Origin of the sequence: Photobacterium sp. NCIMB 13483 (assembly GCF_003025475.1) — a bacterium.
Classification (GTDB): Bacteria; Pseudomonadota; Gammaproteobacteria; order Enterobacterales; family Vibrionaceae; genus Photobacterium; species Photobacterium piscicola.
This window is the reverse complement of record NZ_PYLV01000019.1, coordinates 39,210-59,109: the sequence shown is the minus strand read 5'-3', so window position 1 is coordinate 59,109 and position 19,900 is coordinate 39,210. Positions and strand designations below refer to the sequence as shown.

At 41.7% G+C, this 19,900-nt stretch carries 23 protein-coding genes; 6 read left to right on the top strand and 17 right to left on the bottom strand.

Translation table 11 applies throughout. The features are described from left to right. Positions 1 to 104: 104 nt before the first annotated feature. The gene (barA, locus tag C9I86_RS14515; protein WP_107276740.1) at positions 105 to 2,891 is read left to right on the top strand and encodes a two-component sensor histidine kinase BarA; all 2,787 of its coding nucleotides are present in this window, start codon (positions 105 to 107) and stop codon (positions 2,889 to 2,891) included. A gap of 105 nt (positions 2,892 to 2,996) precedes the next feature. Here the strand turns inward: barA and acpS are convergent, their stop codons facing one another. The 11 genes from acpS to rpoE all read right to left on the bottom strand — a co-directional run bounded on the left by acpS (position 2,997) and on the right by rpoE (position 12,067). After that, entirely contained in the window at positions 2,997 to 3,377 is a 381-nt protein-coding gene (gene acpS, locus C9I86_RS14510; protein WP_080158215.1) for a holo-ACP synthase, read from the bottom strand. Then, the gene (gene pdxJ, locus C9I86_RS14505; RefSeq protein ID WP_080158216.1) at positions 3,377 to 4,108 is read right to left on the bottom strand and encodes a pyridoxine 5'-phosphate synthase; all 732 of its coding nucleotides are present in this window, start codon (positions 4,106 to 4,108) and stop codon (positions 3,377 to 3,379) included. The genes acpS and pdxJ overlap by 1 nt, the downstream gene beginning before the upstream one ends. Next, entirely contained in the window at positions 4,105 to 4,815 is a 711-nt protein-coding gene (recO, locus tag C9I86_RS14500) for a DNA repair protein RecO (RefSeq protein WP_080158217.1), read from the bottom strand. The genes pdxJ and recO overlap by 4 nt, the downstream gene beginning before the upstream one ends. Positions 4,816 to 4,823: 8 nt before the next feature. After that, on the bottom strand, positions 4,824 to 5,729 hold the full coding sequence (era, locus tag C9I86_RS14495; protein ID WP_080158218.1) for a GTPase Era: 906 nt from the start codon (positions 5,727 to 5,729) through the stop codon (positions 4,824 to 4,826). After that, a complete protein-coding gene (gene rnc, locus C9I86_RS14490) occupies positions 5,726 to 6,400 on the bottom strand; it encodes a ribonuclease III (RefSeq protein ID WP_080158219.1) in 675 nt (224 codons plus the stop codon). Before rnc ends, era begins: the two co-directional genes overlap by 4 nt. Positions 6,401 to 6,410: 10 nt before the next feature. Next, positions 6,411 to 7,310, bottom strand: a complete 900-nt coding sequence (gene lepB / locus C9I86_RS14485; RefSeq protein ID WP_107276739.1) for a signal peptidase I — start codon at positions 7,308 to 7,310, stop codon at positions 6,411 to 6,413. Between the two features lie 146 nt (positions 7,311 to 7,456). Further along, positions 7,457 to 9,253: a translation elongation factor 4 gene (lepA, locus tag C9I86_RS14480; protein ID WP_107276738.1), complete on the bottom strand. Its 1,797-nt coding sequence runs from the start codon at positions 9,251 to 9,253 to the stop codon at positions 7,457 to 7,459. A gap of 75 nt (positions 9,254 to 9,328) precedes the next feature. Further along, on the bottom strand, positions 9,329 to 9,826 hold the full coding sequence (locus C9I86_RS14475; protein ID WP_080158222.1) for a SoxR reducing system RseC family protein: 498 nt from the start codon (positions 9,824 to 9,826) through the stop codon (positions 9,329 to 9,331). A 2-nt stretch (positions 9,827 to 9,828) separates the two neighbouring features. Continuing rightward, positions 9,829 to 10,815 carry a sigma-E factor regulatory protein RseB gene (gene rseB / locus C9I86_RS14470; RefSeq protein WP_080158223.1) on the bottom strand — a complete coding sequence of 329 codons (987 nt, stop codon included), beginning with the start codon at positions 10,813 to 10,815 and terminating at the stop codon, positions 9,829 to 9,831. After that, entirely contained in the window at positions 10,815 to 11,462 is a 648-nt protein-coding gene (locus C9I86_RS14465) for an RseA family anti-sigma factor (protein ID WP_158258951.1), read from the bottom strand. Before C9I86_RS14465 ends, rseB begins: the two co-directional genes overlap by 1 nt. A gap of 26 nt (positions 11,463 to 11,488) precedes the next feature. Then, positions 11,489 to 12,067, bottom strand: a complete 579-nt coding sequence (rpoE, locus tag C9I86_RS14460) for an RNA polymerase sigma factor RpoE (protein ID WP_080158225.1) — start codon at positions 12,065 to 12,067, stop codon at positions 11,489 to 11,491. Positions 12,068 to 12,587: 520 nt separating this feature from the next. On the opposite strand from rpoE, the gene nadB reads away from it, so the two are divergent. Then, positions 12,588 to 14,204 (top strand): L-aspartate oxidase, encoded by a 1,617-nt coding sequence (gene nadB, locus C9I86_RS14455; RefSeq protein WP_080158226.1) that lies wholly within the window; start codon positions 12,588 to 12,590, stop codon positions 14,202 to 14,204. Positions 14,205 to 14,263: 59 nt separating this feature from the next. Here the strand turns inward: nadB and C9I86_RS14450 are convergent, their stop codons facing one another. Together C9I86_RS14450 and C9I86_RS14445 are read right to left on the bottom strand one after the other, a co-directional pair. Then, positions 14,264 to 14,698: a protein YgfX gene (locus tag C9I86_RS14450; RefSeq protein ID WP_158258950.1), complete on the bottom strand. Its 435-nt coding sequence runs from the start codon at positions 14,696 to 14,698 to the stop codon at positions 14,264 to 14,266. After that, complete coding sequence (locus C9I86_RS14445; protein ID WP_080158228.1) at positions 14,667 to 14,927, bottom strand: succinate dehydrogenase assembly factor 2; 261 nt, start codon at positions 14,925 to 14,927, stop codon at positions 14,667 to 14,669. Before C9I86_RS14445 ends, C9I86_RS14450 begins: the two co-directional genes overlap by 32 nt. A gap of 251 nt (positions 14,928 to 15,178) precedes the next feature. Here C9I86_RS14445 and ygfZ point away from each other — a divergent pair, with 251 nt between their 5' ends. The 3 genes from ygfZ (at position 15,179) to C9I86_RS14430 (ending at position 17,667) form a co-directional block, all read left to right on the top strand. Then, entirely contained in the window at positions 15,179 to 16,159 is a 981-nt protein-coding gene (gene ygfZ / locus C9I86_RS14440; RefSeq protein WP_080158229.1) for a tRNA-modifying protein YgfZ, read from the top strand. After that, positions 16,149 to 16,634 carry an aminoacyl-tRNA deacylase gene (locus tag C9I86_RS14435; RefSeq protein ID WP_199190803.1) on the top strand — a complete coding sequence of 162 codons (486 nt, stop codon included), beginning with the start codon at positions 16,149 to 16,151 and terminating at the stop codon, positions 16,632 to 16,634. Before ygfZ ends, C9I86_RS14435 begins: the two co-directional genes overlap by 11 nt. Before the next feature lie 70 nt (positions 16,635 to 16,704). Continuing rightward, complete coding sequence (locus C9I86_RS14430) at positions 16,705 to 17,667, top strand: LysR family transcriptional regulator (RefSeq protein WP_107276736.1); 963 nt, start codon at positions 16,705 to 16,707, stop codon at positions 17,665 to 17,667. A gap of 63 nt (positions 17,668 to 17,730) precedes the next feature. On the opposite strand, the gene nqrM is transcribed toward C9I86_RS14430, so the two are convergent. From nqrM to C9I86_RS14415, 3 genes are read right to left on the bottom strand one after another with little or no spacing between them, the layout of a single operon-like run. Continuing rightward, positions 17,731 to 17,934, bottom strand: coding sequence for a (Na+)-NQR maturation NqrM (nqrM, locus tag C9I86_RS14425; protein ID WP_107276748.1), 204 nt, complete (start codon positions 17,932 to 17,934; stop codon positions 17,731 to 17,733). Next, positions 17,934 to 18,401: a NifB/NifX family molybdenum-iron cluster-binding protein gene (locus tag C9I86_RS14420; protein WP_107276735.1), complete on the bottom strand. Its 468-nt coding sequence runs from the start codon at positions 18,399 to 18,401 to the stop codon at positions 17,934 to 17,936. The genes nqrM and C9I86_RS14420 overlap by 1 nt, the downstream gene beginning before the upstream one ends. Positions 18,402 to 18,404: 3 nt before the next feature. Next, positions 18,405 to 18,704: a DUF134 domain-containing protein gene (locus C9I86_RS14415; RefSeq protein WP_080158232.1), complete on the bottom strand. Its 300-nt coding sequence runs from the start codon at positions 18,702 to 18,704 to the stop codon at positions 18,405 to 18,407. 496 nt (positions 18,705 to 19,200) lie between these two features. Here C9I86_RS14415 and C9I86_RS14410 point away from each other — a divergent pair, with 496 nt between their 5' ends. Continuing rightward, on the top strand, positions 19,201 to 19,404 hold the full coding sequence (locus C9I86_RS14410; protein ID WP_080158233.1) for a DUF1107 domain-containing protein: 204 nt from the start codon (positions 19,201 to 19,203) through the stop codon (positions 19,402 to 19,404). Between the two features lie 69 nt (positions 19,405 to 19,473). Here the strand turns inward: C9I86_RS14410 and gcvH are convergent, their stop codons facing one another. Further along, on the bottom strand, positions 19,474 to 19,866 hold the full coding sequence (gcvH, locus tag C9I86_RS14405; protein ID WP_107276734.1) for a glycine cleavage system protein GcvH: 393 nt from the start codon (positions 19,864 to 19,866) through the stop codon (positions 19,474 to 19,476). Positions 19,867 to 19,900 lie beyond the last annotated feature (34 nt).

Sequence of the window (19,900 nt, the reverse complement as noted above, 5' to 3'; positions counted from 1 at the left end):
TTCAGACATTGAGTATTTGTTGCATAGCCCTAGTTTATTTAAACTAGGAATATAGATGGGTGCTAATTCTCCCACAGAATCGCTTGCTTGTAATTAAGAGAACCATGACCAAATATGGACTTCGTGCCAGGGTCTTTACCCTGACATTAGCACCAACACTGATAATCGGCCTGTTATTGAGCGCTTTTTTTACCATGAGCCGCTATCAAGATCTTGAACATCAATTGATTTCAACAGGTACCAGTATTATTGAGCCGTTAGCAATTTCGGCTGAATATGGCATGACCGAAAAGAATCGGGAGGCTATTCGACGCCTGATCGGTTACACCCATCGTAAACATTCCGACATTATTCGAAGCATTGCTGTTTTTACGGATCACAATAAAATTTTTGCGACCTCTAACTTTCACCGTAATTTTGCTTCTTTTATGTATCCAGACGATAAGCCAATTCCACGTTTGCTTGATACTCAGCTCAACGATAATACCCTTATTTTACGTACCCCTATTTTAACTGAAGGCCAATTTGGTTCAAATACGAGTGCTAGCTCATTAGGGAAACCATTGGGTTATATCGCCATTGAACTTGATCTCAGTTCATTACGATTACAACAATATCAAGAAGTGTTTACCGCTCTAATGGTATTACTGCTTGGACTTAGCCTATCGTCTTTGTTTGCTTATCGGTTAATGCAAGATGTGACTCGTCCCATTTCTCATATGATCAGTGTCGTTGATAGAATTCGGCGTGGACACCTTGATGTTCGAATCGAAGGTCAACTCCTTGGTGAACTTGATACCCTTAAAAACGGCATCAATGCGATGGCAATTTCACTGTCTGAATATCATATTGAAATGCAACAAAGTATTGATCAGGCCACTTCCGATTTACGTGAAACTCTTGAACAACTTGAAATTCAAAACGTTGAGTTAGATATTGCCAAAAAACGGGCTCAAGAAGCGGCACGGGTTAAGTCTGAATTCTTAGCCAACATGTCACACGAATTACGTACCCCACTAAATGGTGTGATTGGTTTTACTCGTCAAATGTTAAAAACCAAGCTCAACACCAACCAACAAGATTATCTACTGACGATTGAAAACTCGGCCAACAACCTGCTCACCATCATCAATGATATTTTAGACTTCTCAAAACTAGAAGCAGGTAAATTATTATTAGAAAATATACCGTTTGATTTCACTGATGCACTTGATGATGTGATGCGTCTACTTGCGCCAAGTGCCCATGAGAAAGGCTTAGAATTAACCCTTAAAATTGACACTCGTATACCACCAAGCTTAATTGGTGATCCATTGCGTATCCAGCAAGTGGTCACTAACTTAATCGGTAACGCGGTTAAGTTTACTGAAACAGGCAACATTGATGTATCTGTCGAGCTCAAATCTGAGCATGATAATAATATCGAACTGCAATTTATGGTGCGTGATACTGGTATCGGTATTTCAGAACGTCAACAAGCCCAGCTCTTCCAAGCCTTTAGCCAAGCTGATGCGAGTATCTCTCGTCGTTATGGCGGCACCGGTTTAGGGCTAGTGATCACCCAGAAACTGGTCAGCCAAATGGGGGGCCAAGTCAGCTTGACGAGTCGTCTTCACCAAGGTTCGACATTCTGGTTTAGCATTCGCATGCACAAAACAGATTTACCCGTATCACAACTTATTGATACAACATCATTAATGGGTAAAAAATTACTGCTTATCGAGCCCAATATGCAAGCCGCCTCGGTGGTCCAGCAGCGGCTAATTAATGCTGGGGTTCATGTGACTTATCGCTCAACCATGCCGGAAGATATTGAACACCATGATTTTGCATTATTGTGTTTATCGCCATGTGAACAACCACCGACAGCAGTCTTATTTAATCATGTCTTTAAAGCCGAGCAGATTGCCGACAAAGTTCTGGTTTGCTTACCGACAACTGAGCTCGCACTATCAGAAAAACTAACTAATACCGGGGTTGAGATTTGCCTTGGTAAGCCAATTGCTTCACGTAAGCTGTTTGAAGCATTATGCGATAACAACGACGAACATAATGAACCAGAGCTCCCTGCATTAACTACGCTACCGGCGCCAATTCAAGCATTAACGGTCATGGCGGTTGATGATAACCCTGCCAACTTAAAGTTAATTTCAGCCCTGTTAGGTGAACGTGTCGAAACCGTGATCACTGCCACTGGCGGTAAAAAAGCGGTTGAATATGCTCACCAAAAAACATTTGATCTGATCTTTATGGATATTCAAATGCCAGAAATGGACGGCGTGACCGCTTGCCAAGAAATACATAAAACTAACCTCAACCACAATACGCCGATTATTGCCGTCACAGCCCATGCAATGGCTGGTGAACGAGAGCGATTAATCAATGCGGGAATGGATGATTATCTTACCAAGCCTATTGAAGAGCATATTTTGCAGCAAATTTTGGCGAAGTGGATCTCACCAAGTGATCATCAAGGTGTGGCATCAATATCCTCCTCCAATACCACCATTGATATTATTCAAGCGCAGCAAGATACACCATTAACCATTGATAATAGTATTAGTTTTGATTGGTCACTGGCACTTAAACAAGCGGCAGGCAAAGAAGATTTAGCCCGTGACATGCTGCAAATGCTATTGGATTATATGCCTGAGGTGGAATTATTAGTCAATGAAGCGCTGGATGGTAAACAAGTCGAGTTATGGCCTTCAATCCATAAACTTCACGGTAGCTGTGCTTACAGTGGCGTACCACGCTTAAAATACCTCTGCCATACTATTGAGACCGAGCTAAAAGCAAATGCAGCCATGGTAGATATTGAGCCAGAACTATTAGAGCTTATTGATGAAATGGACAATGTGGTTAAAGCTTCTAAGCAATATCGGCATTAATACTACGCTTATCTGATACCATTATATGATCATCAATAAGATGATAACAAAAAAGCGCTAGCTGATAAGGCTAGCGCTTTTTTATCAGCCATCATTACGATGAGATCAACTTTCAATGATCACGGTTGCTACTGCATAACGACGCTCATCGGCAATAGTCAGATGCACGTGTTGTCCTCCCATTGCGGTCAGTAATAATAATGCCTGACCTGAGAAAGTAACCAATGGCTTACCACGCTCATCGTTAGTCACGCTAAAATCTTGAAAAGATACGCCACACGCAATCCCAGTTCCTAATGCTTTAGAGGCCGCTTCTTTAACCGCAAACCGCTTTGCTACAAACCGAGCGCGTAGCTTTAATCGATAGTATTGTTCAAGTTCAGAGGCTGATAACACCCGCTCAGCAAACCCATCGCCAGTGCGAGTGAGCACTTTTTCAATCCGTTCAATTTCAACGATATCAGTCCCTAAACCTAAAATAGCCATTAACCACGCGCTTCCTGCATTAATGAACGCATATCTGTGACCGCTTTTTCAAGGCCATCAAACATTGCACGTCCCATAATAGAATGACCAATATTAAGTTCATACAGCTCAGGTAACGCGGCGATAGCTTTAACGTTATGATAAGTTAAACCGTGCCCGGCATTGACTTTAATTCCTAGACTCGCAGCATAGGTTGCTGCCACTGCAATTTTTTCAAGCTCCGCGGCTTGAATTTCTTCAGTGGTCGCATCGGCATAATGACCAGTATGTAATTCAATAAATGGCGCACCTGTCGCTAACGCAGCATCAATCTGCCGTTTATCAGCATCAATAAATAACGACACTTTAATACCAACCGCCGCAAGTTTGGCTGTTGCTGCTGTGATTTTCTCACATTGCCCCGCAACATCTAAACCGCCTTCAGTGGTAAGTTCCGCACGTTTTTCAGGTACTAAACACACGTATTCAGGTTGAGTTTCAATTGCAATCGCCACCATTTCATCAGTGACCGCCATTTCTAAGTTCATCCGTGTTTGTAATGTTTCTCGTAAAATTCGAACATCACGATCATTAATATGGCGACGATCTTCACGCAGATGCACCGTAATACCATCAGCACCAGCGCGCTCTGCCACTTCGGCAGCATGAACAGGATCAGGGTAACGTGTACCACGAGCATTACGTAACGTTGCAATATGATCGATATTAACACCCAGTAGAATGTTGTTCATTTTCCGATACTCCTTGTTCGAGGGAGAAACAATTCCCGACTTTTTAATGGCTTTGAACCAAGATACGGCTTTAGTGCTATGCGTGTAAAGCGCTTCGCCGCACGAAGTTGTTCAGGGGTTTCAAAACATCTCGCAGCAAGTGCTTTTAATTCATTACCTCGAAAAGTCAATTGGGTTATTTTCATTGAGGCAATAAAACCACGTTGTTCGCGGTAGTTGTATGTCATCAGATCATCAACGGCTAATCCACTTCCTGCACAATGTAGAAAATCGATACCGTAGCCAAGGTGATGCAATAAAGCGAGTTCAAAACGCCGCAATGCTGGTTCTGGATTATCCGCTTGTGCAAGCTCACGTAACACATTCAAATAATCAAGAAACAACACCGGATAAGGGGTGTGATTTTCTAATACTCGCGCAAGAACTTCATTAACGTACATCGCGGAATATAAAATATAGCTGCGCAGTGGCAAGCCGATACTGATAGGCTCAGCATGGGTAAGGACAGGCATACTTCCTTTACCACTCCATTTCATAAACAATGGCGTGAAAGGTTGTAATGTACCTTTAAGATTAGAACGCTTACGACGCGCGCCTTTAGCAAGTAGGGTAAGACGGCCATAATCCTCGCTAAATACATCGAGGATCAGGCTCGTCTCACTATAATGACGATAATGAAGGACAAAACAACGCTGTAAGCCCTCCATTACTATCCTTATAGATCGTCAATGTAACCTAAGCTGCGCAATGCACGTTCGTCATCTGCCCAACCTGATTTCACTTTAACCCAAAGTTCTAAATACACTTTGCGTTCAAATAGATCTTCCATATCTAAACGGGCTTCACGACCAATAACTTTGATCTTATCGCCGCCTTTACCGATCACCATTTTCTTCTGGCCTTTACGCTCAACCAAAATCAAACCATTGATATCAAAACCATTTGTTTCAGGGTTGAAATCAAAACGCTCAATTTCAACGGTGACTGAATATGGTAATTCTTCACCTGTAAAGCGCATTAGTTTTTCACGAATAATTTCTGACGCCATAAAGCGCTGTGAACGATCCGTTACATACTCTTCAGGGAAGTAGTATTCACATTCAGGTAAATGATCATGAACAATTTTTTCAATTGCCGCAATGTTGGTGCCTTTCTTTGCCGACATAGGAATAACATCAACAAACGGCATTTTTTTCGCTAATTCCTGCAAATGCGGGAATAACTCATGCTTTTCTTTAATGTTGTCGACTTTGTTGATCAACAATACTGTTGGCAGCTCACTTTTCATAAGCTTATTCAGTACCATCTCATCATCAGCCGTCCACGTCGTGCCATCAACAAGGAATAGCACTAATTCAACGTCGGTTAATGAACTGCTAGCAGCACGGTTCATTAAACGGTTAATCACACGTTTTTCTTCAATGTGCAAACCTGGAGTATCAATATAAACAGCTTGATACCCATCACGAGTGTCAACACCCATAATACGGTGACGTGTCGTTTGAGGTTTACGTGAAGTGATAGACAGTTTTTGTCCCACTAAACGGTTAAGCAAGGTTGATTTTCCGACGTTCGGTCGACCAACGATGGCAATAAAGCCACAATGTTGTTTATCTGTCATGATTCCAACTGATTAAGTGCAATTTCTGCTGCTGCCTGCTCTGCCTTGCGCCGACTGCCGCCTTTACCAATTACAGGCTCATCCAAACCTGTGACATCACACTGTACAGTGAACTCTTGGTTATGAGCTTCACCTTGTACCTTAGTTACAGTATATGCAGGTAATGGTAAACGGCGACCTTGTAAGCATTCTTGCAGGCGTGTTTTTGGATCTTTTTGGTTGATGCCTGGTTCAATTGTATCAAGACGTGATTTATACCAAGCCAATACGACTTGACGCACTGTCTCAACATCACTATCTAGATAAACCGCGCCAATGATTGCTTCAACACAGTCAGCCAAAATAGAATCACGACGGAAACCGCCACTTTTCAGTTCGCCTGGGCCCAATAGTAAGTAATCGCCTAGTTCGAACTCACGTCCTAACTCTGCCAAGGTCTTACCACGAACTAGTGTTGCGCGCATTCGGCTCATATCACCTTCATCCACATTAGGAAAACGGTGATATAAGTCATCAGCAACAACAAAACTTAAAATAGAATCGCCTAGAAACTCTAGGCGCTCGTTGTGGGTGCCATTAGCACTGCGATGTGTCAGTGCTAATGTCATCAACTCACAATTATTAAACTGGTAGCCCAGCTTGCGCTGGAGCCTATTCGCTGGAGTTGTCATTTTCTCTCGATTATTTAATGCTACCGATACGATTAAAACGTACGCCGGTAGGGATCCAAGATGGAAGTAAACTATCAGGCTTGCGATCAAAATCAAAGCTCATCCAAATAGCTACCGCCTTGCCGACTAAGTTCGCTTCTGGTACAAAACCCCAGTAACGACTATCAGCACTATTGTCACGGTTGTCACCCATAACAAAATATTCACCTTTTGGTACAATCCACTCACCGATCCCTGGGCGAGGTACGTAAGCCATACGGTTATCACGTCGCGATGGATTGATCAAAATATGATGATTTACATCACCAAGGTGTTCGTTATATTCAATCAGACGTGTCATACCTTGGGTAAATTCACTGTCTTTCATGTTCGTTAATTTCACAGGCTTACAAACAGAAGTGCCTTGTGGCTGAATGCATAGTTTTTTGTCAGCGCTGTAACGAATTAAATCACCTGGTAAACCAACAACACGTTTAATGTAATCAATCTTTGGATTAGGTGGGTAACGGAATACAATCACATCACCACGTTTAGGCTCACCAGTATTTAAAAATTTATGATCAAAAACAGGATCACGTAACCCGTAAGCAAATTTTTGAACCAGAATGAAATCACCCACATACAGGGTTGGTAACATTGACTTTGATGGAATCTGGAACGGTTCATAAATAAATGAACGGAAGATCATGATCAATGCAATAACAGGAAACATTGAGCTTGCAGACTCAACCCAACTAGGCTGAGGTGCAACACGTGCAATTACTTCAGCATCAACTTGACTACCGGCTTTTTCAGCTGCGGCTGCAATTTTTAATTGTCGCTTCGGTGCCCATAGAAATTTATCTAGCGCCCAAATAATACCGGTAAAGATCGTCGCTAAGACCAGTATTATTGAAAATGTATTTGCCATGTTATCCCTTAGGTTTAACGCAATTAACCACAACCATTTGTTTATTGTGACTAATTTAAAACTTCTAAGTAAAAGAAAGTGCTATTTAACAGGTTAAATAAGCACTTTCTAATTACATCTAGACTGTTATAAACAAAGAAAGGTTACTACTTATCTTTGCCCACATGAAGAATCGCTAAGAAAGCTTCTTGTGGTAATTCAACATTACCAATTTGCTTCATGCGCTTCTTACCGTCTTTCTGTTTCTGTAGTAGCTTCTTCTTACGGCTAATATCGCCACCATAACATTTTGCGATTACGTTTTTACGCAATTGCTTCACGGTTGAACGTGCAATGATATGAGCACCAATAGCGGCTTGAATAGCAATATCAAACATTTGACGAGGGATAAATTCTTTCATTTTCTCAACAACATCACGACCACGGGTCTGTGAGTTTTCTTTATGAGTAATGATAGCTAACGCATCAACACGCTCGCCGTTCAATAGAATATCGACTCGAACCATGTCTGATTCTTGGTAACGCTGGAAATTGTAATCTAGCGATGCATAACCACGCGAGGTTGATTTCAAACGGTCAAAGAAATCCAGTACCACTTCTGACATCGGAATATCATAAGTTAAGGCTACTTGATTGCCGTGATAAACCATATCAACTTGCGTACCACGCTTTTCAATACATAGGGTAATAACATTACCTAAGTATTCGCTTGGTACCAGAATATTACAGCGAGCAATAGGCTCACCCATAATTTCAATGTCATTGACAGCCGGTAATTTTGACGGACTATCAACATACAACATGGTGCCGTCAGTTTTCTTCACTTCATATACTACTGTTGGTGCAGTAGTAATCAAGTTCAGATCATATTCACGCTCTAGACGCTCTTGAATAATCTCCATGTGGAGCATACCCAAGAAACCACAACGGAAACCAAAACCAAGTGCTGTCGAGCTTTCTGGTTCATAAAACAATGACGCATCGTTTAGGCTTAATTTACCTAACGCATCACGGAAGTTTTCGTAATCATCAGATGATACAGGGAACAAACCTGCGTATACCTGAGGTTTTACTTTTTTAAAGCCAGGTAATGCGGTCTCACAACCGCCTTTAGCTAGCGTTAATGTATCACCAACTGGCGCACCTAGAATGTCTTTAATACCACAAACAACCCAGCCAACTTCGCCAGTATTTAGTTCAGTAGTATCAATTTGTTTTGGTGTAAAGATACCAAGACGATCAACACCCCAGATTTGACCTGTGGTCATCACTTTAATTTTGTCGTTTTTCTTTAGCTTACCGTTTTTAACACGCACCAAAGATACAACACCTAAGTAATTATCAAACCATGAGTCAATAATTAGTGCTTGTAGTGGTGCGTCAGGATCACCCTCAGGTGCAGGAATTGCTTCAACGATTTTTTCTAAAACTTCGTCAACACCAACACCTGTTTTTGCTGAACAACGCACAGCATCAAGCGCATCAATACCAACAATGTCTTCAATTTCTTCGGCTACACGCTCAGGATCGGCAGCAGGAAGGTCGATTTTATTTAAAATCGGCACTACTTCCAAGTCCATTTCCATTGCGGTATAACAGTTAGCTAAAGTCTGAGCTTCTACGCCTTGACCCGCATCAACGACCAACAATGCACCTTCACAAGCTGCAAGTGAACGCGATACTTCATACGAGAAGTCAACGTGTCCAGGGGTGTCGATAAAGTTTAATTGATAAGTTTCACCATCTTTAGCCGTGTAATCAAGCGTAACGCTCTGGGCTTTGATAGTAATACCGCGTTCGCGTTCAAGATCCATTGAATCTAAAACCTGTGCAGCCATTTCTCGATCAGAAAGGCCGCCACAGACTTGAATTAGACGGTCGGATAAGGTCGACTTACCATGGTCGATATGTGCGATAATCGAAAAGTTACGAATGTGCTTCATGAATGGCGTGACTGCTCGTGATTAAAATGAATGGGATCTTACGATCAAGTTGACGGATTCTACCGAATTTAAACGCTACTCGCTATCTTTCGATGCGGCATTTATCAGCTTATCTGCTGAAATGGGTAACCCTAGCACTCGAATAAGGCTTGGTTTGTAGGCTGCATCCCCATCGAATTTCTTGGCATAATAGCGTGCAATCATTAATCCTACTGTGGTAGCAACAGCAGCCGACACAATAACACCGAGTTGGTTACTGGCTGCTAAATCAATAAAAATGTATTGTCCAACTAAACTGCCGCCAATTAAAAATAGCAGCGGCAACATATAAACTAATAATGCTGAACTCAACATACTACGCTCAGACAAGCCGATTTCAACCACTTGTCCGAGGGTTATTTTTTCATTGGTCGCAATATTTATCTGATGAGAACGCCCAGGCATGGCTTTTGTCACAATACCTGTGCCGCAACTATCACTCGAAGCACAATGACCACAACTGGTTTGTTGCTGACAACTCACGGTTATATGGCCGGCTTCAACAGCGACAACCGTCGCTAATGTTCTCATCATGATTATTTACTCGTTTGGGTAACCTCAGCTTTAGTATTATCAAAGGTTACATTTTCTGCAATTCGTCGCGCCGTTTCTGGTGGTATATCACCGACAACTGTTATTTCTTTGTTGCCATCAACTCTAGTGGTTAAGGTACGACGTCCTTGACGAACTAATTGTCCTCGCCCAACAAAATTATCCACATCAGAAACATACACAGAGAAACTAAATAAACCATCACTGTACATTCGGCTTTCAACCGCACGTTCAGTTAATAATAATCGATGACGATTACCAGCAATTAATGTGAAACCATTTGGTAACCACTTCACGGCCCATTCAAGTTTTTTCTGTGGCTGTTGTGGCAATTGTACCACAGCTGGCAATTTAACTTGATCAAGCTTACTGAGCATTTCGGCAACTTTAGGGTTCACAACAAATGAGACCACTCTAAATTGCTCAAGTAGGTCACCTTCACGATCCAATAAATCAGCTCGCATCACTAAGTGCGTAGTTTGATCAATCCACAATAAATAAGAATAGCGATTACCATCTTTAGGGGCGACACGAACAACATCACAAGCAACACCCGCTTCACGAGCGCGTCCCATGGCAATAAAATCGTAGAAATTAGCCAGTCGATCTATATTGGCTTTCATTAGCGGCAATATTGGCGCGACCATTTTATTACTTTTAATGGTAAAAGGATCAAGCCCCGGCTCAAAGTAACTAACTTCATCACCCCGTTGAATCACCTCTTGTGGTGGACCACTAAGAAACAACAAGTGCGCGTAACTTTGACCATTCTCTAACGCATGCCGATAACGCAAGGTATCAATGCTATTTTTCTTAACCCAAATGTATGACATCTCATAACTAAGATCTCGACTGGCTTGGCCCATTTGATGCAACAAAGCCTCTGTTGAAGGTTTAACCGCTTCAGCAGAGGCTTGGAGTGGCAATAATAGGCTGACCAATGCAAGCGCACCGACCAGTATTTTTTTCATTAATCCGCCACTGATTTATTAGGATGTAGCTGTGAATGATCAATACTGCCATCTTCAGCATTGAAGCGAAGCTGCAGTTCATAATCTTGTAACATCGAATTAATTCGACGTCGTTGTTCCATTAACTGTGATTCAGATGGTGTCTGATTATTATCAACCATACTGGTATTTAAGCTCACAGGTTCAGCTTTACCTGTAAATGGAATAGTTTGTAGTACTGGTACATCATTACTGGTTGTCGTTGTAAGGTTGCTACCATTACCGTCATATTGTTGAACGCCAACAATTACCGCTAATGAAACACATGCAGCCACTGCAACCTGACCAAACTGGGATAGCCAAGCGGGTAATGTCCGCTTCGCTTTAAATGGGGTCGGTTGTTCTTCAGTAATCATCGGCTGAGTAACAGTCTCAATATGCGTGATCACAGCACCTGTGTGTGCCGGTTCAGCCTCTAACGCTAACGCGACATTTCCTGCAATATTCCATTCTTTGCATTGCGGTGCATCGCCACGCATAACATCACCAATTAAGTTGAAGTCATGCCAACTTTGCTCGCTATTTTTGTCAACGGTCAGCGCATTGATAATGCTCTGATCCAAATCTTCGCCATCAAGCAATGCCGAAATTTTTTCTTTATCAGCCATTTTTTCCACCGTTTGGTGCAACATAATTATTGTTGCATAAGGGGACGAATACGTTTTTCGACCATCTCTCGAGCACGGAATATACGTGAGCGAACTGTACCTACTGGACATCCCATTACTTCAGCGATTTCCTCATAGCTTAGACCATCCAGTTCACGCAATGAGATCGCTGTTTTAAGATCATCGGGTAATGCTTCAATCGTACTAAAAACAACCCGTCTTAATTCTTCAGACAACATTTGGTTCTCAGGGTTCGAAATTTCTTTAAGCGCATTTCCACTTTCATAATATTCCGCGTCTTCGGCATCTACATCAGATGCAGGCGGACGACGCCCCTGAGCAACTAAATAATTTTTTGCTGTATTAACCGCGATGCGATAAAGCCACGTATAAAATGCACTTTCACCACGAAATGTGGGTAAGGCGCGATATGCTTTAATGAACGCTTCTTGGGCAACATCTGGTACATCACCAGAATTGCTAACGTAACGAGAAACAAGGTTACAAACTTTATTCTGGTACTTAATAACCAGAAGGTTGAATGCTTGCTTATCTCCCCGCTGTACTCGCTCAATTAATACCTGATCAGTTTGCTGCTCGCTCATTCGAGCGTGTACTCCCATGTCTACGGTTAGTAATATTGCATTCATCTCACGATAATTTACCCAATAATGGCGCAAATTCGTTATTGATGCACAATGGTTTATTTAGATTGTCCTGCCACTATAAGCGTTAGTCTCACCGTAAATAAAACACTGACTTATGAAATATTTATGAGCATGAGCACTACTTAAGACCGATGGATAATGGCAAAGTTCCACCGTTAAAAAAATAATTTTATGTTTTGGTTACCGTTAGGTTATTCATTGTAACAAAAACACCAAAAAAACAGATCTAATCACAGCAGTCATTTTACCTGAAATAATAACACTGACGAGGATCTGTGACTGAAAAAAGTAAAAAATCACAAAGACATGAAATAATCACTGCGTTATTTGTTAACAATAATACAGCTAAAGCAGCGTATCTCAGTGATATTTATGCTACCAAAATCCAAACAAACATGCGTTTTAATAACAATTTTGGTAGCATGAAATAAGATTATCACATGGACATGTAATCACTATGAACCAACCTCATCAACACGATAGCGACATTTTAGTCATTGGTAGTGGCGCAGCAGGGTTATCGCTCGCACTCCACTTAGCGCATCTTGGTAAAGTCACAATTTTATGCAAAGGGCCACTCAGTGAAGGAGCAACCTATTATGCTCAAGGAGGTATCGCTGCCGTTTTTGATGAATCAGACAGTATTGCATCCCATGTTGAAGATACCTTAATTGCTGGTGCTCACCTTTGTGACCAAGACGTCGTACAATTTATTGCTGAAAACGCCAAGCAGTGTGTGCAATGGCTGATTGATGGTGGAGTACCCTTTGATCGTGAAGACTCAGATTCAGACGATCACCCACGTTATCACCTAACGCTTGAAGGCGGTCATAGTCATCGTCGTATTCTTCACGCTGCTGACGCCACCGGAATGGCAATGCAAACCTCACTTCAAGAACAAGCCCGCAACCACCCTAACATTACTATCCTTGAACGTCATAATGCACTTGATGTTATCACTGAGAAAAAAATAAATCCGCACTCAAAAACCAACCGAGCACTGGGTGCCTATGTATGGAATCGTGACAAAGAATGTGTTGAAACCCTCGCAGCGAAATTTGTCGTCTTAGCCACAGGTGGTGCATCTAAAGTATATCAATATACCTCAAACCCAGATGTTTCATCGGGTGATGGTATTGCTATGGCATGGCGCGCAGGCTGCCGTGTTGCTAACCTTGAGTTTAATCAATTCCACCCCACGTGTTTATTTCACCCTAAAGCACAAACCTTCTTATTAAGTGAAGCTTTACGTGGCGAAGGCGCTTATTTACGTCGCCCTGATGGCAGTCGTTTTATGCTTGATTTTGATGAACGCGCGGAACTGGCGCCACGGGATGTCGTCGCCCGTGCGATCGACTATGAAATGAAGCGTCTCGGTGCCGATTGTATGTACCTAGATATTAGCCATAAGCCTGCCGATTTTGTCAGAAACCACTTTCCAATGATCGCTGAAAAATTACAAGGCTATGGTATTGATATTACGACTGATATGATTCCAATTGTGCCCGCTGCGCACTATACCTGTGGCGGGGTCATGGTTGATAAATCAGGTAAAACCGATATTGACGGTTTATATGCCATTGGAGAAGTGAGCTATACCGGTCTGCATGGAGCTAACCGTATGGCATCAAACTCCCTACTTGAATGTGTCGTTTATGCATGGTCAGCATCACAGAATATAGAACAACAATTTAATGCCATCTTACAACCGCAACAGTTACCTTGTTGGGATGACAGCCAAGTGACCAATTCAGATGAAGAAGTGGTGATCCAACATAACTGGCATGAATTACGATTATTTATGTGGGATTACGTCGGTATTGTACGCTCAACCAAACGTTTAGAACGCGCAATGCACCGAATTGAATTACTAAAACATGAAATCGATGAGTATTACAGCCATTTCCGGGTTTCAAATAACCTGTTGGAATTACGTAATTTACTACAAGTTGCTGAACTGATTGTTCGGTGTGCGATGGCACGTAAAGAGAGTCGCGGGTTGCATTATACGCTTGATTATCCTGAACTTGATGAACAAGCAACAGCAACAATTTTAGTGCCTAACAATCATTAATCGTTAGCAATCAACTGTTTTTATTATTAATACCTGTGATGCTAATTTCAATATTAGCATCATGGTTTATTGTGGCCGGAGTCAGGTTTTAATAGCCCTAAATGGATCATCATTTTTAATTGTCGATACTGAGCTGCGTCACAACCGTCATAGCCAATAATTAACCATTGATTTCTATGGTGTGTAATCGACAACACCACCAGCCAGCGCGTAACCAGTTTAACCGCTATCACCTTTCCAGCTTGATCATACCAACGAATATTACCATCACTATAAAGCCGTAAAGGGCCTTGTTGAGCTAAATAATAGTGATAGCTTCGTTGCCATTCAAACAGCAATGCTTCAGCAAACAAGTAACTAAGTGGTAAAAATACGGGCGGGACAATCAATAAGAATAGCACTGCACTGAAGTAAGATAGACTCAGCGCAGTGTTCAGTCGCGGGGATAAGTTAAGCTTTAGATCAACGTAGCTTGCTGTTGTTATGGGCAACAATTTTATCAACCATCATCGCATGAGCTGCGTTATCACTACGCCCATGCTGCATCATCCATTTAAATAAATCAGGATCATCACATGTTAGTAGAGAAATAAAATCACGTTGCTCTTGTTCTGATAAATCATCAAAACACTCTTCAAAAAATGGCATCACCAACACGTCTAATTCAAGCATACCACGACGACATGCCCATTTTACGCGAGCTTTCTCTTCTGCACCTAACATACATAACCTCTATTGCGTGCCTAATGGCTCACTGATAATCGAATACTGTGCGTATTTCCGTTACAAATAGAGTAACAGCCATGCTCAATAACGACCATGCGCTAGCACAAATAATCCTTCAAGATGAGACCTAGCCCACCATAATCGCCCCCCACAAAAACATCCAATTAACCCATCGTGTAACCATGGTTAATTATTTTGTTCAGTTGGTATAACATAGTGTAATCATTACAGCATTTGTGGATACCATTATGAACACTTGGTCAACTCAATACACCTTTACCCCGTTCGCATTAAGCACAACTGATTCGCTACCTGATTTAGCAATGATCAACCTCAGTGATTGGGGAATGGTGACACTCGTTGGCCCTGACAGTAAGTCCTACTTACAAGGTCAGTTAACTTGTGATGTAGTGTCATTAAGCGCCGATAAATCAACCGTTGCCGGTCACTGTGATGCCAAAGGAAAATTACGCACCATTATGCGCGTTTTCCATTACCAAAATGGTTATGGTTTAGTACAACGTCAAAGTGTAATGACAAGCCAACTACCTGAATTAAAAAAATATGCGGTGTTTTCTAAAACAGAAATAACCCAAAGTTCAGCGATTATTTTAGGGCTTACAGGCACCCAAGCTCAAACCACCATTGATAGTCATTTCAATGGCGATGCCGATGTACGTCATAACGATACTGCCACGGCTATAAAAGTCGATAACGCGCGCTGGTTAATTATCACCACCGCAGAACAAGCTGACAGTGTTATCACCAACTTGGCACCAACAGCAACCTTAACAACCACTGAATTGTGGAATCTCTATGATATTAAGGCGGCACAACCTCGCATTGATAACACCACCGAACTTGAATTCATTCCTCAAGCGGTAAACTTACAAGCGGTTGATGGTATTAGCTTTAAAAAAGGCTGCTATACCGGCCAAGAAACCGTCGCCCGTGCTAAGTATCGTGGTATCAATAAACGCGCGATGTATATAGTGACAGGTGCGGCGACCCAATGCCCACAAGCGGGTGACGCATTAGAACGCAGTGTTGGTGAAAATTGGCGTAAAGGAGGTACGGTTATTTGCGGCTATCACTATGCTGATGATCAAGCAATTGCATTAGTGGTGTTACCTAACGATCTCGACGATGACAGTCAGTTCCGCTTTGCTACTACCCCTGACGCACTTTGGCATAAACTCGACTTACCGTATGATCTTAATGCCGAATAATTTGATTAATACCGCAGTAACGCAGTTACTTGATAACGAAGGGGTTGATTACCGCTTGCTGCCACACACGAAGCCGGCAAAGACCATTGCCGAAGCCGCAGCAGAACGCGGGGTTGATCCGCAGCACATGGTGAAATCGATATTACTCAAAGATATGTCAGGTTTTCATGTACTAGCATGTGTTCCAGGGCCACAATCGGTTGATCCTAAAAAGGTACGGGCGCTATTAGGTTGTCAGCGAATGACTTGTACCGATGCCACTGAAGTAGAAAAAGTCACGGGATTAGTCATCGGCACAGTGGCACCTATAGGGCTAAAGCGTCCATTAGTGATTGTTTTTGATGCCACTATAACCGCTATTGAGCATGTTAATATCAGTAGTGGTGATCGAATGGCTGGCATTGAAATCGCGACTGATGATTTATTGATATTATGTGATCCTATGGTCGCTGATATTTGTCGAGAACAGGCTTAATTAGTGACACCTAGACCAACGGTATGAATGAAAATACCGTTGGTTTACTTACTCGGTAAAGGAATAGGCTATGGCTAACCATCACCACCACGATATTAATTGGCGCGGTGTCGACCTTAATTTATTGATTGCCTTTTCGGCATTAATGGACACCCGCAGTGTAACCAAAGCCGCCAATAAATTAGCCATTGGTCAATCAGCAATGAGCCATAATTTATCGCGTTTACGCAATTTATTAAATGACCCTTTATTTGAGCGTCATGGTCATCAAATGCTGCCCACTCAAACCGCTTTAGAACATGCCACTACTGTCGATATGATTTTGTCATTAGTCACCAATGAACTACTGCGACCAAGTACATTTATTCCTGCTGATTTTTGTGGCACCTTTAAAATAGGTCTAACTGATTATGCTGAGTTGTTATTTGCCCCCGCACTGTATGATGCAATTCATCATCAAGCGCCACAATGCCAACTGAGCTTTTTTAATGTTGATCGCCACAGTTATTACACCGACTTTAATCAACATCGAATAGACGTCGTAATTGGTTCAATGACCGATATGGGTAAAGATATTGAACATCAATATTTATATACCGAAGATCATGTGTGCCTTTATGATCAACGAGCAACGGGGCTTAATGATAACGTCACGCTAGATCAATACAGTCACCATCCACATGCGCTTGTCAGTCCTGATGGTAAACTCACTACCCAAGTTGATACCCAATTACAACGACAAGGATTTGAGCGTCAAGTTGCAGTGGGATCACATAACTTTCTCACTATTCGACACTTATTAAGCGGCCGCGATTTAATTTGTGTGGTATCACGATTAATGGCACAACTGGATATTTTCAACGATCAATTAACCCAGTGTCCCCCGCCCGTTACCATTGCTGATTTTGATATTCGATTATTATGGCTACATCGCAACAGCAACCACCCTCGCAATCAATGGTTACGCCAAATCGTTGCAAAAACAGTAATAACCCAAGTAGAACAACTTCGAACGGGTCAATTAAGCCAATAAATAAAACAGAGCGCGGCAGAGCGGTTTACTCTGCCAATGGCTGTTGTTGCTATACCAATACAATTACTGCGCGCGGCTATTTGGCTCTTGAATTTGATAAAGTTTATGTTCATCGTAAGGTTCATCGCAGTTACACTCTTTATTGACGCCAACATTAGCCAAACCGCCACAACTGCCACTGATGGTTTGACGTTTAACAAACCACCCAATCGCCATTGCTAATATCACCACCAAGAAAATACCTAACGTCAGAAAAAATGTAGTCATCATTTTAATCCTCCAATTTTTCCTAACTGATTAAAACTGGTCGCGAGCATACCGACTTTAGCCACGGCAGGCGCCGATTTTTTAGTGCCACAGCCACAACCACATGCACCTTTTTCACGTTTACAAGCACGACCTTGATCGGCAGTCACTAATGCTTCTTTGCTAATACCACCCGCTAAAAAAGTCGCTAATGATGTTCTCGGCGGTACCCGACTAACACTAAATCCAGCTTGCAACAAACGTGCTAAAGATCGAGTACCAATATTACCCAGAACAATTTCATTGACGTTCAGTGCCGCAAGCTGACGCTGGAGTATTTTTTTATGTTTGCATCCCAGCTCTCGACTACCGCTATTTTCAATGCGATCCACCAGCAGACCTTGTTGATCATAAATAGCAAATATTGCCGCTTTACCGAAATGGCCTGCAATCTGATCTCTTGGCGTTAACGCTATCGCTATTAACATATATTATTCCTCTGTGTTTTTAAGGGTGTCGGTTACCAATTCTAATGCCATTCCCATTACTAACGCCTGTGCAACTTTGTGTCGGCCTCGTGCCACAATATTGCCTAATGTTTGTCGAGAAACACCTAACTGTTGAGCTGCTTCAAGTTGCTGTAAACCCAACATATCGACCAATCTTAGCGCCTCTAATTCATCACTGGCTAAAATAAGTCGAGGTAATTGCTTCATCGGAACCCCATTCGGTTTAAAGCAACTATAAGCTGGCCGGCAACGGATCTTTCTTTCAATTTTAGGTCTTGCCATGGTGATGATAACCTCGCTAATGAGGTTTATTATTGGCATATGCCAAAAACCTAGTATTGATCTAGGATCATAAATGATGATCTAAGTGATTTTTTTAATAAAAAACACTAAACAGCTATCAACTTAAAATTTTAAAAATCAGCATAAAATATCGAAACCAACACTAACTTATTATTAACATTACTGATTACAAATCACTCACAATATTTAAACGGCAATCCACTTACCTTCATTTGCCGCTAACATCGTTAAATAGGTAGCGATCATCATTCATTAACCAGCCTTATGTAACAATCAGTGGTAATAAGAAACACCAAAAAATCATTATAATCAGAACATTATTCTAGATATGTTATTTAAACTTATTCAATTCGCCAACAAATGAAATTTATCGTTAAATTTATGCTAATAATGTCACAGAAGTGTCATAAGAATTAGCGTATACTTATTCGCGTTATCGCGTTAATCGCTAGGAAGGTCGGAGTTAAACTGTATTATGCGGATGTTCAAACGCTACTTGCCGAAACTAATTGCCAAGCATGTTAGTCGTATATTTAAAGGAAGAATTTATATTGATGGCCGTGGCGGCTATCATTTTGAGAAAGGAATATTGTTGGTGCCATTAAAAGCACAACAGCATCATTACGATACAGTGAACGAGGTTAACTTAGAAATTAAGCGTCTACGTGAAATTTACTAAGCCAATCCTTTAGAATTAAAGCCTCTCGAATAAAGCCCACTACAGTATGTGGGCTTTAATGTTTTTACGCTATTCATCATCAACAATCGTCGCTAAATAGTCCTCAGCATCCAACAACTCATCCACATCCGCATCTGTATCAATTCGAATTTGAAATAACCACCCATCACCATAGGGATCATTATTGACTAATTCAGGTGCAGCCTCGAGCTCGTCATTAATAGTGATAATCGTGCCCGTACATGGTGCATAAATATCGGATGCTGCTTTTACGGATTCAATAATGGCACATTCTTCTCCACCATCAATAGCCGCCCCACTGTCAGGAAGGTCAATAAATACCATATCACCAAGTAAGGCTTGAGCATGATCACTAATACCAACGGTATAAATTCCATCACCTTCATCACGTAACCATTCATGCGTATGAGTAAATTTTAATTCTAAGGGCACATAGCTCATTCTCACATCCTTTTTAAGCTCACAATTAATAGGT

What these genes read in the sequence shown, in the direction of transcription:
- lepB (WP_107276739.1), bottom strand. Translation starts at nt 7,310, where the DNA reads ATGGCAAATACATTTTCAATAATACTGGTCTTAGCGACGATCTTTACC.
- C9I86_RS14465 (WP_158258951.1), bottom strand. Translation starts at nt 11,462, where the DNA reads ATGGCTGATAAAGAAAAAATTTCGGCATTGCTTGATGGCGAAGATTTG.
- era (WP_080158218.1), bottom strand. Translation starts at nt 5,729, where the DNA reads ATGACAGATAAACAACATTGTGGCTTTATTGCCATCGTTGGTCGACCG.
- C9I86_RS14410 (WP_080158233.1), top strand. Translation starts at nt 19,201, where the DNA reads ATGCGGATGTTCAAACGCTACTTGCCGAAACTAATTGCCAAGCATGTT.
- C9I86_RS14475 (WP_080158222.1), bottom strand. Translation starts at nt 9,826, where the DNA reads ATGATGAGAACATTAGCGACGGTTGTCGCTGTTGAAGCCGGCCATATA.
- gcvH (WP_107276734.1), bottom strand. Translation starts at nt 19,866, where the DNA reads ATGAGCTATGTGCCCTTAGAATTAAAATTTACTCATACGCATGAATGG.
- rnc (WP_080158219.1), bottom strand. Translation starts at nt 6,400, where the DNA reads ATGACAACTCCAGCGAATAGGCTCCAGCGCAAGCTGGGCTACCAGTTT.
- recO (WP_080158217.1), bottom strand. Translation starts at nt 4,815, where the DNA reads ATGGAGGGCTTACAGCGTTGTTTTGTCCTTCATTATCGTCATTATAGT.
- rpoE (WP_080158225.1), bottom strand. Translation starts at nt 12,067, where the DNA reads ATGAGCGAGCAGCAAACTGATCAGGTATTAATTGAGCGAGTACAGCGG.
- C9I86_RS14445 (WP_080158228.1), bottom strand. Translation starts at nt 14,927, where the DNA reads ATGTTAGGTGCAGAAGAGAAAGCTCGCGTAAAATGGGCATGTCGTCGT.
- ygfZ (WP_080158229.1), top strand. Translation starts at nt 15,179, where the DNA reads ATGAACACTTGGTCAACTCAATACACCTTTACCCCGTTCGCATTAAGC.
- C9I86_RS14435 (WP_199190803.1), top strand. Translation starts at nt 16,149, where the DNA reads ATGCCGAATAATTTGATTAATACCGCAGTAACGCAGTTACTTGATAAC.
- C9I86_RS14415 (WP_080158232.1), bottom strand. Translation starts at nt 18,704, where the DNA reads ATGGCAAGACCTAAAATTGAAAGAAAGATCCGTTGCCGGCCAGCTTAT.
- nqrM (WP_107276748.1), bottom strand. Translation starts at nt 17,934, where the DNA reads ATGACTACATTTTTTCTGACGTTAGGTATTTTCTTGGTGGTGATATTA.
- barA (WP_107276740.1), top strand. Translation starts at nt 105, where the DNA reads ATGACCAAATATGGACTTCGTGCCAGGGTCTTTACCCTGACATTAGCA.
- pdxJ (WP_080158216.1), bottom strand. Translation starts at nt 4,108, where the DNA reads ATGAACAACATTCTACTGGGTGTTAATATCGATCATATTGCAACGTTA.
- C9I86_RS14430 (WP_107276736.1), top strand. Translation starts at nt 16,705, where the DNA reads ATGGCTAACCATCACCACCACGATATTAATTGGCGCGGTGTCGACCTT.
- lepA (WP_107276738.1), bottom strand. Translation starts at nt 9,253, where the DNA reads ATGAAGCACATTCGTAACTTTTCGATTATCGCACATATCGACCATGGT.
- rseB (WP_080158223.1), bottom strand. Translation starts at nt 10,815, where the DNA reads ATGAAAAAAATACTGGTCGGTGCGCTTGCATTGGTCAGCCTATTATTG.
- nadB (WP_080158226.1), top strand. Translation starts at nt 12,588, where the DNA reads ATGAACCAACCTCATCAACACGATAGCGACATTTTAGTCATTGGTAGT.
- acpS (WP_080158215.1), bottom strand. Translation starts at nt 3,377, where the DNA reads ATGGCTATTTTAGGTTTAGGGACTGATATCGTTGAAATTGAACGGATT.
- C9I86_RS14420 (WP_107276735.1), bottom strand. Translation starts at nt 18,401, where the DNA reads ATGTTAATAGCGATAGCGTTAACGCCAAGAGATCAGATTGCAGGCCAT.